Consider the following 12,126-nt stretch of genomic DNA (forward strand, 5'->3'; position numbering starts at 1 on the left):
TTGGGGTAATTTATGTCTATTTTAAGTGGCAGGAGAGGGCGGGTAAAACATTACTTTTTAAGCAGTGGTAACAAAAAGAAAGGGCGCGAAATCGCGCCCTTAGTAGTGATGGTTCGTGCTGTTATCTGACCATCGTCAGCAGGTCTTTTGACGCCGGGGTCATAAAGTCGATGGACATCATTACGCTTAGCGCAGTGATGGCCACAATCGAGAACACAAACAGCTTACGCGCCCAGACACGATCGTTCTGAGTTTTGTAACCTGACAGTGCCATCCCCAGCCACCAGACACTCACGGCGGCTGCCACGACCAGATATTTGTAGCCCGCGTAGCCCACCAGCGTCAGCATCAGCGTGGCAACCATAAACGCCAGGATATAGAGCGTAATATGGTTTTTCGCCACCGAGATACCTTTCACCACCGGCAGAACCGGGATGTTAGCGGCCTGGTAATCTTTAAAGCGGAAGATGGCAATCGCATAAGAATGCGGCATCTGCCACAGGCTAAAGATAGCCAGCAGGATCAACGCACCAGCATCAAACTGGTTGGTCACGGCACAGTAGCCAATGACCGGCGGCGCAGCGCCGGACAGGCTACCAATCAGCGTGCCGTATACGGAGTTGCGCTTCATGTAGAGGCTGTAGACGCCGACATAAACCACAAAGCCCATCACCGCCAGCCACATCGCCAGCGGATTTGCTCCGAAATACAACAGCGCGAAGCCAGCAATACCCAGAACGGTTGCATAAACCAGGCTTAATTTCGGAGAGATAAGGCCTTTTACCAGCACCCGATTCTTGGTCCTCTCCATTTTTTTGTCGATATCACGGTCGATAAAGTTGTTATAAACACAACCCGATGCGACCACCAGCGAAACACCGACTAAGGTGGAGACAAACAGGGCATAGTCAATGCTGCCTTTCGAAGCCAGCAGAAATCCCCCGATGACAGAAATTAAATTTCCGAAAATAATTCCTGGTTTTGTTACTTGCAGGTATTGCTTAATCATCACAGTAGCTCGGTTAGTGGCTCATCATGTTGTAGTTGAGGTTCCACATGATCCATAGCGAGCCGACAACAACAATCAGGATGATAAGTGCTGCAAACACGATAGCAATCAGGTTCCAGCCCCCCTCGGACTTGCTGTCCAGGTGCAGGAAGTACACCAGGTGCACCAGCACCTGGACTACGGCACATACCAGAACCACAGCAAGGATAGTGGCTTTAGAAGCGCCACCGTCCATCACCATCCAGAATGGGATACCGGTCAGAATGATCGACAGGATAAAGCCGATCATATAAGACTTCACGCTACCATGAGAAGCGCCATGTTCAGTTGCAGGATGGCTCATTACATAACCCCCATCAGGTAAACAATGGTGAATACGCAGATCCAAACCACATCCAGGAAGTGCCAGAACAGGCTGAGGCACATGATACGGGTACGGTTAGTTGCGTTAAGACCACGAGTGGCAATCTGATACATCAGCACCAGCATCCAGATCAGACCAGACGTCACGTGCAGACCGTGAGTTCCTACCAGCGTAAAGAAGGCAGACAGGAAGCCACTACGGTCAGGGCCGAAACCTTCTTTAATCAGGTGATGGAATTCATAGATCTCCATACCGATGAAGCCCAGGCCGAACAGGAACGTCATCGCCAACCAGCCGATAACTGCACCTTTCTGCTCTTTGTTCATGTTGATAACTGCAAAACCATAGGTAATGGAGCTCAACAGAAGCAGGGCGGTTTCCACCAGGACGAACGGCAGTTCAAAGATATCTTTCCCTGCCGGGCCACCCGCGGTGTTGTTTACCATCACACCATAGGTCGCAAACAGCGTTGCGAAGATGATGCAGTCACTCATCAGGTAGATCCAGAAGCCGAATACTTTATTGGCTCCTGCATCGTGATGCCCATGGTCCGCATGGGCGTCGTGGTGTTTAGTCACAGTTTCAGTCGACATTTTTCAGACCTGCTTTGCTAATTTCGTCAAAGTGCTGATTCTCGATTTTTTGAATCTCAGCAACAGGAACGTAGTAATCCACGTCTTCGTCAAAGCTCTTAACGATCCAGGACACGATCATGCCCAGGAATGACAGGCCTACCAGCCACCAGATATGCCAGATCGCTGCAAAACCAAAGACCACGCTGAAGAAACCAATTACCACACCAGCGCCGCTGTTCTTCGGCATATGAATTTCTTCATAGTGAGCCGGCTGCTTATACGCTTCGCCTTTTTCCTTCATTTCCCAGAACGCATCGCGCTCGTGAATTTCAGGAACCACAGCAAAGTTATAGAACGGCGGTGGTGAAGAGGTTGCCCACTCCAGGGTACGCGCACCCCACGGGTCACCGGTCAGGTCACGCAGCTGTTCACGGTCACGGACCGAAACGTAGAACTGGGTAATCTGGCAGATAACACCACAGGCGATCAGGCCAGCACCACATGCCGCAACAACCAGCATCGGGTGGAACTGTGGATCGATATCCTGACTAATACGACGGGTCATACCCATGAAGCCCAGTACGTACAGCGGCATAAAGGCAACGAAGAAGCCGATAATCCAGAACCAGAACGCACGGATACCCCAGGTTTCATTCAGCTTGAAGCCGAATGCTTTCGGGAACCAGTAAGTCACACCAGCAAAGCAACCGAATACAACACCACCGATAATCACGTTATGGAAGTGAGCAATCAGGAACAGACTGTTGTGCAGCACGAAGTCTGCACCTGGCACGGCCAGCAGAACCCCGGTCATACCACCTACAGAGAAGGTCACCAGGAAGCCAATGGTCCAAAGCATGCAGGAGTGCATCTGAATGCGACCCTGATACATGGTGAACAGCCAGTTAAAGATTTTAACCCCGGTAGGAATGGCGATGATCATCGTCATAATACCGAAGAAGGCGTTGACGTTGGCACCCGCACCCATGGTGAAGAAGTGGTGCAGCCACACGATGAAGGACAGTACGGTAATAACCACCGTTGCCCACACCAGTGAGGTGTAACCAAACAGACGCTTTTTCGAGAAGGTCGCAACAACTTCTGAGAACACACCGAAGACCGGCAGAACCAGAATGTAAACTTCCGGATGACCCCAAACCCAAATCAGGTTGACGTACATCATCATGTTGCCGCCCATATCATTGGTAAAGAAATGGAAACCAAGATAACGGTCAAGGGTCAGCAGAGCCAACGTCACGGTCAGAACCGGGAACGCAGCGATGATCAGCACGTTAGTACACAGGGAAGCCCAGGTGAACACCGGCATTTTGAACATAGTCATGCCAGGCGCACGCATCTTCATGATGGTCACGAAGAAGTTGATACCTGTCAGGGTCGTACCAATACCGGAGAGCTGTAGACTCCATATCCAGTAGTCAACACCGACCCCCGGACTGTATTCCGCCCCCGAAAGTGGTGGATAAGCCAGCCAGCCGGTCTGAGCGAATTCGCCCACGCCCAGTGACAGGTTAACCAGCACTACACCGACAGCCGTGAACCAGAAGCTCAGGTTGTTCAGGAACGGGAAGGCCACGTCGCGTGCGCCGATCTGCAGAGGAACAGCGATGTTCATCAGACCAACAACAAACGGCATCGCTACGAAGAAGATCATAATCACGCCGTGGGCAGTGAAGATCTGGTCGTAGTGGTGCGGTGGCAGAATGCCAGCTTCACCCGCAGAAGCGAGTACCTGCTGAGTACGCATCATTACTGCATCGGCAAAGCCGCGCAGCAGCATGACGAAAGCCATGATGATGTACATGATACCGAGTTTTTTATGGTCAACTGAGGTCAGCCACTCGGTCCACAGGTATTTCCACTTACCGAAGTAAGTCAGAGCGGCGACAAGCGCCAAACCGCCCAGGATGATAGCGGCAACCGTAACCATGATAATAGGTTCATGATACGGCACTGCATCCAGTGTTAATTTTCCTAACATCGTATTATTCCTCGGCTCCCGCTTTAGCGGTGTTGCTCATATCCATGCCTTCATGGCCTTCGCCGTGTGACATGTCCATGCTTCCGCCGTGATTCATCTTGAACTGACCAATGATGTCCTGGAACAGTTCAGGTTTAACACTTGAGAAGAATTCAACCGGGTGATTTTCGCTAGGCGCTGCCAGCTTTTTAAAATCATCCATCGTAGTGAGGGTATCTGGAGACTGCTTAGCTTTGGCAACCCACTGATCGAAAGTCGCTTCGTCAGGGGTAGCAATCGCCTTGAACTTCATACCAGAGAAACCACGACCACTGAAGTTGGAGGAGATACCGTCAAAAGTGCCGGCTTCATTCGCAATCAGATGCAGTTTAGTTTGCATGCCCGCCATAGCGTAAATCTGGCTACCGAGGGTTGGAATAAAGAAGGAGTTCATTACGGTGTTTGAAGTAATCTTGAAGCTGACCGGGCGGTTAGCCGGGAAAGCAATCTGGTTCACGGTAGCGATACCCTGCTCTGGGTAAATGAACAACCATTTCCAGTCAAGTGACACAACTTCAATCACTACAGGCTTAGCATCCGACGCCAGTGGCTTGCTCGGTTCCAGCGCGTGGGTTGATTTCCACGTCAGAATACCAAGGAAGACAATGATCAAGATCGGCACAGTCCAGACCACGGCTTCCACTTTGTTCGAGTGGGACCAGTTAGGGCTGTATTTTGCATTGGTGTTCGATGCCCGATATTTCCAGGCGAACACGATGGCCATTAAGACTGCCGGAATAACGACGATCATCATCAGGCCAAAGGCCGTCAAAATCAGCGAGCGTTGCTCCATTGCAACCTGTCCTTTGGGACTTAATAACGCACTATCACAACCACTTAACAAAACCATGCTTGCGATTAATGACAAAATCCCCAAACTTTTATTGTATTTCCTGAGTCTCATTTAACGACCTCAATGACAAGGGCTCTATTGTCGTTTAAGTGTGGCGGCATTTTACGGGAAGGTTTCAGTACTGTAAACCTGCAACAGGTTGTGTCAGCGGCGTGTTGACACCTTTTGCAAACGCTGTCACATATGTTGCCGTAGGTGACAAAATATGAACGCTGGCAAAGGGTTGGCGCTAATATAACAAAATCCGATGAAAAAAACCTTACAGAAATTGTATCTGCTATAACCAGCCATTTAATGCACCAATTATTTAACAAAAACGCATCATTTTAGCGATATAAATTAACTTAAAATAATTACTCACCGGGTTTTAATACCTCAAAATGACAGGCCGGATGAGCGCGATTTTTTTTTGAGCGAATTAATAAATAGGCAAAATAATATTCGGGCGAAGCTATCAGTAACGCTGATGGGTTTCCGCTGGGCTGGCGCCCGGATGGCCAACGGCCGATCCGGGTTTGTTAACTCATTGTTGTACGGATAATTTTATTAACATTCTCGCTTCAGGCAAAAAACGCTACAAATTTAGCCGTCTGTGCGTTTTACGCAGCGAGAGGAAGTCAAGCAGGGTCCCACAGACAATGCCCGCCAGCAACAGCGCGATCCCGCCTTCAAACAGAGCAGAACTGATGCCCTGTAACGTCAGCCAACCCAGTGCATTTACCGCCAGCGTCAGCAGCCACGCGATCAGCAGTGCGCAGCCGGCGATCAGCCCGCGCACCGCCCAGCGATACCCTGAAGGGTAGTCTGTGCGTGGCAGAAAATCAGCATTATTCTGCGCATATTCCAGCGTGGTTCGGCACCCGAGCAGCAGTAACAGCCCGGGTAGCGCAGCAATCACCGAGAATGCATAGAAGGTAGGCCAGCCCCAGCTTTCAACAAACCATCCTGCCACCGGCCCGACATAGACTCGTCCAACGGCAGAGAGGGCAGAGAGCAGCGCGAACTGGGTGGCGGAAAATGACTTATTGCACAGCGTCATCAGTAAAGCGACAAAGGCCGCCGTGCCCATTCCGCCGCACAGGTTTTCAACAAACACCGCGACAGCCATGCTGTAGAGATGTTTGTCGGTGACTGAAAGTACCCAGTAACCGAGGTTAGAAACTGCCTGAAAAATGCCAAACAGCAGCAGGGCACGGAACAGGCTGAGCCGCTGCATCAGCACGCCGCCTGCCAGTGCGCCAATAATGGTCGCGATCAGCCCCAGCGTTTTATTCACCAGCCCAACGTCGCCGGCATCAAAGCCAACGCCGCGGATCAGGAAGATAGTCGTCAGGCTGGCCGCAAAGGCATCCCCGAGCTTGTAGAGCACAATCAGCGACAGGATAAGCCACGCATTATTACGGTTAAAGAAGTCGCGCAGGGGAGCAATGACCGCTTCTTCCAGCGTGTTAGGCCGGGCAATGCTGCTGTCTGGCTCTTTCGCCAGCAGCGTGGCAATCACGCCGGGCACCATCATCGCTGCCATCAGCCACCAGATCGCCTGCCAGCCGAGGTAACGGTCTGCCAGCCACAACGCCAGACCGCCAGAAACCAGCATCGCCAGCCGGTAGCCCAGCACGCTGATGGCCGCACCGTTACCGCGTTCAGCAGCGGAGAGCACGTCGGTTTTCCATGCGTCAAAAACGATATCCTGGGAGGCCGAGCAGAACGCCACCAGCACCGCCAGCGCAGCCAGCATGGTCAGGTCACGTGAGGGCTGCATAAAGCCCATCAGCGCAATGCCGACAATCAGCAGCAGCTGCGTGAGTAATAGCCATCCACGCCTGCGCCCGAGAAACGGCGGCGTGTAGCGGTCCATCAGCGGGGACCAGAGGAACTTAAAGACATAGGCCTGACCGACCAGTGAAAAGAAGCCGATGGTTTTAATATCGACATTTTCCACCGCCATCCACGCCTGCAGCGTACCGGATGTCAGAGCCAGCGGAAGGCCGGAGGCGAAACCGAGTAATAGAAGGAGGGCAGAATTGCGCCGGGTGAAAATCTGCAGATAGTGATTGGACATACGGACCTTAAATCAGGCCCGGCTTCCTGCCGGGCCAGGGGGGATTAACGCGCGTTCTGCTTAATGAATTCGCTCACGCTGGTATCCTGCGCCATATCAGCAATCACGTCGCCCAGACTCTGGTTCACCACATTAGTGATTTTCTGATTGGTGGCGGAGAAGGCCCCTTCAACGCTGTTAGTCTGACGGTAGTTCTTGACCTGTTTGCTGCCGTTTTTCGCGGTGGCAATGATCGAGATATCCGCTTTGGTCGTGATGCTGTAACGCACGTTGCCCTCGGTGACATCGGCATACAGACCGTTAACCACGATCTGCAGGTCAACCGCGCCGTTAGGGCCGATCATATAACCACGGGCCGTCATTTGTTTCTCCAGCGTTTCCTGCAGCAGGAAACGTAGGTCGCGTGATGGCGTCAACGTGATGAGCTGGCCGTCGCGGTTCACCTTCGCCAGAGCCTGATCGCTGCGCTGATCGGCCCCGTTGATGCTGACGGTGATGCCCATCAGGCTTGGGTCGCGCTGCGGCAGCTGAATTTTTGGTGCTACATCAAGCGTATTGCTGTTACTCGCACAGCCAGCCAGAATAAATGCGGCCAGCAGAGGGAAAAATAATTTTTTTAACATGCTTATTTTCTCGATAACGTGAGTAGTATTGCTGACAAAACTGCGGTCATCATAACATCGCCAGTAGCCAGTGGAAGACCTGATAGCGCGTAAATTCATCGCGTTGCGGATTTTTCAGACATCGGAACGCGTGAGTCTTTGACCGCCGCAGCCGCGTTAGGTTTCTTTGTGACGTCAGAGTTATCTGCCTTCGCAGGAAAAATTCAGCAAAACGGGCCAGTTTTAGCTAAAAACAGACTACGATTGAAAGGGATGGGGCGTAGTTCTCTGCATCAGAGGAGTTCAGGTATGATCCGCGAACAAATAGAAGAAAAGTTACGTACGGCGTTTTCGCCGGTGCACCTTGAAGTGCATGATGAAAGCTACCGCCATAACGTGCCGGCGGGTGCAGAGAGTCATTTCAAAGTGGTGATCGTCAGCGACAGCTTTGTCGATCAGCGTTTCCTCACGCGGCATCGCGCTATTTATGGCGTGTTGTCTGAGGAGCTGGCGGGCAGCGTACATGCACTGGCATTACACAGCTACACCTTGAAGGAGTGGGCGGGGTTACAGGATACCGTACCCGCCTCACCGAACTGCCGTGGCGCCGGAACCCTGGCGTAAATTAAGCGCACTCACAGAAAACGGCCTACGGGCCGTTTTTTCATTTATAGCCGCCAAAACCCCTTGTCCTCAGTATTATCTGACGCAATATCGACAAAAATGGTGAAAGTAGCGCGATTTGGAGGGGCGTGTAGCCTCGACTCGCTTAGACGTTGTCGCTATAATGCTGCGTCTATTTTTCCGGAATGTCTTCGGGACGCTTCTGTTAACAGGGAATGCGGTTCTGGCACCAGAAGCCGTCCCGGTTCTTAGATGCAGCCTGTGTTCACCACAGGCTGCGTCTGAAGTTGACCGAGCACGTGATTTTTTGAGGTAATAAGATGCAAGTTTCAGTAGAAACAACTCAGGGCCTGGGCCGTCGCGTTACGATTACCGTTGATAAAGATGTGATCGAGAACGCGGTGAAAAGTGAGCTGGTCAGCGTAGCTAAGAAAGTGCGCATCGACGGTTTCCGCAAAGGAAAAGTGCCGATGAGCGTAGTGACACAGCGTTACGGTGCTTCCGTTCGCCAGGATGTTCTGGGCGATCTGATGCAGCGCAACTTTGTTGACGCGATCATCAAAGAAAAAATCAATCCGGCTGGCGCACCTCAGTATGTGCCGGGCGAATACAAAATCGGCGAAGACTTCACTTTCTCTGCAGAGTTCGAAGTTTATCCGGAAGTTGAGCTGAAAGGTCTGGACGCAATCGAAGTTGAAAAACCGGTTGTTGAAGTGACTGACGCTGACGTTGACACCATGCTGGACACCCTGCGCAAGCAGCAGGCCACCTGGAAAGAAACCGACGCAGCAGCGACAGCTGAAGACCGCGCAACCATCGATTTCTCCGGTTCTGTAGACGGTGAAGAGTTCGAAGGCGGCAAAGCGTCTGACTTCGTACTGGCGATGGGCCAGGGTCGTATGATCCCAGGCTTCGAAGAGGGTGTTGTTGGCCACAAAGCGGGCGAAACTTTCACTATCGACGTCAACTTCCCGGAAGATTACCACGCTGAAAACCTGAAAGGGAAAGCAGCGAAGTTTGAAATCGTGCTGAAGAAAGTTGAAGAGCGTGAGCTGCCAGAATTCACCGAAGAGTTCATCAAACGTTTCGGCGTTGAAGATGGTTCTGTCGACGGTCTGCGTGCAGAAGTGCGTAAAAACATGCAGCGTGAGCTGAAAGGCGCCGTGCGTAACCGCGTGAAGACTCAGGCAATCGATGGTCTGGTGAAAGCTAACGACATCGACGTTCCTGCTGCACTGATCGACGGTGAAATCGACGTGCTGAAGCGCCAGGCTGCACAGCGCTTTGGCGGCAACGAAGCGCAGGCTCTTGAGCTGCCTCGTGAACTGTTCGAAGAGCAGGCAAAACGCCGCGTTGTTGTTGGCCTGCTGCTGGGCGAAGTGATTCGTACCCACGAGCTGAAAGCTGACGAAGACCGTGTTAAAACGATGATTGAAGAGATGGCTTCTGCTTACGAAGATCCATCAGAAGTCATCGAGTTCTACAGCAAGAACAACGAGCTGATGAACAACATGCGTAATGTCGCGCTGGAAGAGCAGGCTGTTGAAGCCGTGCTGGAAAAAGCGAAAGTGACTGAAAAAGCCACTAACTTCCAGGAACTGATGAACCAGAGCCAGCCGGCCTGATTATCAAATCTGTAAGTTGACGTGAAGCCCGCAACCTCCCGGTTGCGGGCTTTTGTCATTTATAGGGAAAAATCCGACTACTTTTAACGGTTGTTTGCTCATTTAATCTGCAAATTATCGCGTAAGCTACTTTTCCTGGTTAGCAGTTGATAAAAACGTTGTTATGCTTGAAATAGCAGGGGATCATCCCCAAATCGTAACCACGAAGTCACCAGCCCGATAACTGTCCGGGCGGCATCGGGTGTAAGGCCTGGAATCATAGTGTTCCTGATCGCTCTCAAGTAATATCACTACAGAGTGTTGCCAAATGAAATTTATCCAGGAGACGATAATGTCATACAGCGGCGAACGTGAACTAACTGCACCTCAGATGGCTTTAGTGCCAATGGTGGTTGAACAAACTTCTCGCGGAGAGCGTTCATACGACATCTACTCGCGCCTGCTGAAAGAGCGCATTATTTTCCTGACTGGCCAGGTTGAAGACCACATGGCCAACCTGATCGTCGCACAGATGCTGTTTCTGGAAGCGGAGAATCCAGAAAAAGACATCCACCTGTATATTAACTCTCCTGGTGGCGTGATCACCGCAGGGATGTCGATTTACGACACCATGCAGTTTATTAAACCTGATGTCAGCACCATCTGTATGGGCCAGGCTTGCTCCATGGGAGCATTTCTGCTGACCGCAGGGGCGAAAGGTAAGCGTTACTGCCTGCCAAATTCACGCGTGATGATCCACCAGCCACTGGGCGGTTTCCAGGGCCAGGCATCTGATATTGATATCCATGCGCGTGAAATTATCAAAACCAAGCACATGATGAATGAACTCATGGCGAAACATACGGGTCAGACGATTGAAACGATCGAGCGCGATACCAATCGCGACCGTTTCCTGTCGGCGAGCGAATCCGTAGAGTACGGCTTAGTGGATTCCGTGTTGTCCCAGCGTAACTGATTAACATGTTGTTGTGACATAGTGCCGTTGCCTCTGCAGGCCGTTCAGGTGGCGGCCTGCGAAGCTGACCCCACGTGGGAAGGTGAGTGTGACAATGAGGGGAAAGTAAATGACCGATAAACGCAAAGACGGTTCAGGGAAGCTGCTGTACTGCTCTTTTTGCGGCAAAAGCCAGCATGAAGTGCGTAAGCTGATTGCCGGCCCGTCAGTGTATGTCTGCGATGAATGCGTCGACTTATGTAACGACATCATCCGCGAAGAGATTAAAGAGGTTGCGCCGCACCGCGATCGCAACTCGCTGCCTACGCCGCATGAGATCCGCCACCACCTTGACGATTACGTTATCGGCCAGGAGCGGGCGAAAAAGGTGCTGTCGGTGGCGGTGTATAACCACTACAAGCGCCTGCGCAACGGCGACACCAGCAACGGTATTGAGCTGGGCAAAAGTAACATTCTGCTGATCGGCCCGACCGGTAGCGGTAAAACTTTGCTGGCGGAAACGCTGGCGCGCCTGCTGGACGTGCCGTTCACCATGGCGGATGCCACCACGCTGACCGAAGCGGGTTACGTGGGCGAAGATGTGGAAAACATCATTCAGAAGCTGCTGCAGAAGTGCGACTACGACGTGCAGAAAGCGCAGCGCGGCATTGTTTACATCGATGAAATTGACAAGATTTCGCGTAAATCTGACAACCCGTCGATTACCCGCGATGTCTCCGGCGAAGGCGTGCAGCAGGCGCTGCTGAAGCTGATCGAAGGCACGGTGGCGGCGGTTCCTCCGCAGGGCGGGCGTAAGCATCCGCAGCAGGAGTTTTTACAGGTTGATACCTCGAAAATTCTGTTTATCTGCGGCGGGGCGTTTGCCGGCCTGGACAAAGTGGTGTCGCAGCGCGTGGATACCGGCACCGGGATTGGCTTTGGCGCCTCGGTGAAGGGCAAGTCAGAGAAAGCCACCGAAGGCGAGCTGCTGGCCCAGGTGGAGCCGGAAGATTTGATCAAGTTTGGTCTGATCCCGGAGTTCATCGGCCGTCTGCCGGTGGTGGCAACGCTGACCGAGCTGAGTGAAGACGCGCTGATCCAGATCCTGCGCGAGCCGAAAAACGCGCTGACCAAGCAGTATCAGGCGCTGTTTAACCTGGAAGGCGTGGAGCTGGAGTTCCGTGAGGATGCGCTGACGGCGATTGCTAAGAAAGCGATGTCGCGCAAAACCGGCGCGCGCGGCCTGCGTTCAATCGTGGAAGCGGCACTGCTGAATACCATGTACGATCTGCCGTCGCTGGACGACGTCGAGAAAGTGGTGGTGGATGCTCAGGTTATCGAAGGTGATAGTGAGCCTAAGGTGATCTACGGTCAGCACGAAACCCAGCAGGCTTCCGGCGAATAAGCGGCGAGCGAGGCAAATAAAAACGGCCCGTATAA

Annotated in this window: 11 protein-coding genes; 4 read left to right on the forward strand and 7 right to left on the reverse strand. The window is 52.3% G+C overall.

Going from position 1 to position 12,126, the window contains the following annotated elements; translation table 11 throughout:
- Positions 1-121: 121 nt before the first annotated feature.
- From cyoE to J2Y91_RS13550, 7 genes are all read right to left on the reverse strand, one after another.
- Positions 122-1,009: a heme o synthase gene (gene cyoE / locus J2Y91_RS13520; protein WP_048916947.1), complete on the reverse strand. Its 888-nt coding sequence runs from the start codon at positions 1,007-1,009 to the stop codon at positions 122-124.
- A gap of 13 nt (positions 1,010-1,022) precedes the next feature.
- Positions 1,023-1,352: a cytochrome o ubiquinol oxidase subunit IV gene (locus tag J2Y91_RS13525; RefSeq protein WP_004156287.1), complete on the reverse strand. Its 330-nt coding sequence runs from the start codon at positions 1,350-1,352 to the stop codon at positions 1,023-1,025.
- On the reverse strand, positions 1,352-1,966 hold the full coding sequence (locus J2Y91_RS13530) for a cytochrome o ubiquinol oxidase subunit III (protein WP_133624279.1): 615 nt from the start codon (positions 1,964-1,966) through the stop codon (positions 1,352-1,354). The genes J2Y91_RS13525 and J2Y91_RS13530 overlap by 1 nt, the downstream gene beginning before the upstream one ends.
- Entirely contained in the window at positions 1,956-3,947 is a 1,992-nt protein-coding gene (cyoB, locus tag J2Y91_RS13535; protein WP_133624278.1) for a cytochrome o ubiquinol oxidase subunit I, read from the reverse strand. Before cyoB ends, J2Y91_RS13530 begins: the two co-directional genes overlap by 11 nt.
- A gap of 4 nt (positions 3,948-3,951) precedes the next feature.
- Positions 3,952-4,890: a cytochrome o ubiquinol oxidase subunit II gene (gene cyoA / locus J2Y91_RS13540; RefSeq protein WP_048916944.1), complete on the reverse strand. Its 939-nt coding sequence runs from the start codon at positions 4,888-4,890 to the stop codon at positions 3,952-3,954.
- A gap of 523 nt (positions 4,891-5,413) precedes the next feature.
- The gene (ampG, locus tag J2Y91_RS13545) at positions 5,414-6,901 is read right to left on the reverse strand and encodes a muropeptide MFS transporter AmpG (protein WP_133624277.1); all 1,488 of its coding nucleotides are present in this window, start codon (positions 6,899-6,901) and stop codon (positions 5,414-5,416) included.
- 44 nt (positions 6,902-6,945) lie between these two features.
- The gene (locus J2Y91_RS13550; protein ID WP_048916942.1) at positions 6,946-7,524 is read right to left on the reverse strand and encodes a lipoprotein; all 579 of its coding nucleotides are present in this window, start codon (positions 7,522-7,524) and stop codon (positions 6,946-6,948) included.
- Between the two features lie 288 nt (positions 7,525-7,812).
- On the opposite strand from J2Y91_RS13550, the gene bolA reads away from it, so the two are divergent.
- The 4 genes from bolA (at position 7,813) to clpX (ending at position 12,091) form a co-directional block, all read left to right on the forward strand.
- A complete protein-coding gene (gene bolA, locus J2Y91_RS13555; protein ID WP_133624276.1) occupies positions 7,813-8,127 on the forward strand; it encodes a transcriptional regulator BolA in 315 nt (104 codons plus the stop codon).
- Between the two features lie 320 nt (positions 8,128-8,447).
- Positions 8,448-9,752, forward strand: coding sequence for a trigger factor (gene tig / locus J2Y91_RS13560; RefSeq protein WP_133624275.1), 1,305 nt, complete (start codon positions 8,448-8,450; stop codon positions 9,750-9,752).
- A gap of 331 nt (positions 9,753-10,083) precedes the next feature.
- Complete coding sequence (gene clpP, locus J2Y91_RS13565; RefSeq protein WP_048916936.1) at positions 10,084-10,707, forward strand: ATP-dependent Clp endopeptidase proteolytic subunit ClpP; 624 nt, start codon at positions 10,084-10,086, stop codon at positions 10,705-10,707.
- A gap of 109 nt (positions 10,708-10,816) precedes the next feature.
- Positions 10,817-12,091 (forward strand): ATP-dependent protease ATP-binding subunit ClpX, encoded by a 1,275-nt coding sequence (clpX, locus tag J2Y91_RS13570; protein ID WP_099754980.1) that lies wholly within the window; start codon positions 10,817-10,819, stop codon positions 12,089-12,091.
- Positions 12,092-12,126 lie beyond the last annotated feature (35 nt).

This window comes from Erwinia aphidicola, from assembly GCF_024169515.1.
GTDB classification, from domain to species: Bacteria; Pseudomonadota; Gammaproteobacteria; order Enterobacterales; family Enterobacteriaceae; genus Erwinia; species Erwinia aphidicola.

What these genes read in the sequence shown, in the direction of transcription:
- cyoE (WP_048916947.1), bottom strand. Translation starts at nt 1,009, where the DNA reads ATGATTAAGCAATACCTGCAAGTAACAAAACCAGGAATTATTTTCGGA.
- J2Y91_RS13525 (WP_004156287.1), bottom strand. Translation starts at nt 1,352, where the DNA reads ATGAGCCATCCTGCAACTGAACATGGCGCTTCTCATGGTAGCGTGAAG.
- J2Y91_RS13530 (WP_133624279.1), bottom strand. Translation starts at nt 1,966, where the DNA reads ATGTCGACTGAAACTGTGACTAAACACCACGACGCCCATGCGGACCAT.
- cyoB (WP_133624278.1), bottom strand. Translation starts at nt 3,947, where the DNA reads ATGTTAGGAAAATTAACACTGGATGCAGTGCCGTATCATGAACCTATT.
- cyoA (WP_048916944.1), bottom strand. Translation starts at nt 4,890, where the DNA reads ATGAGACTCAGGAAATACAATAAAAGTTTGGGGATTTTGTCATTAATC.
- ampG (WP_133624277.1), bottom strand. Translation starts at nt 6,901, where the DNA reads ATGTCCAATCACTATCTGCAGATTTTCACCCGGCGCAATTCTGCCCTC.
- J2Y91_RS13550 (WP_048916942.1), bottom strand. Translation starts at nt 7,524, where the DNA reads ATGTTAAAAAAATTATTTTTCCCTCTGCTGGCCGCATTTATTCTGGCT.
- bolA (WP_133624276.1), top strand. Translation starts at nt 7,813, where the DNA reads ATGATCCGCGAACAAATAGAAGAAAAGTTACGTACGGCGTTTTCGCCG.
- tig (WP_133624275.1), top strand. Translation starts at nt 8,448, where the DNA reads ATGCAAGTTTCAGTAGAAACAACTCAGGGCCTGGGCCGTCGCGTTACG.
- clpP (WP_048916936.1), top strand. Translation starts at nt 10,084, where the DNA reads ATGTCATACAGCGGCGAACGTGAACTAACTGCACCTCAGATGGCTTTA.
- clpX (WP_099754980.1), top strand. Translation starts at nt 10,817, where the DNA reads ATGACCGATAAACGCAAAGACGGTTCAGGGAAGCTGCTGTACTGCTCT.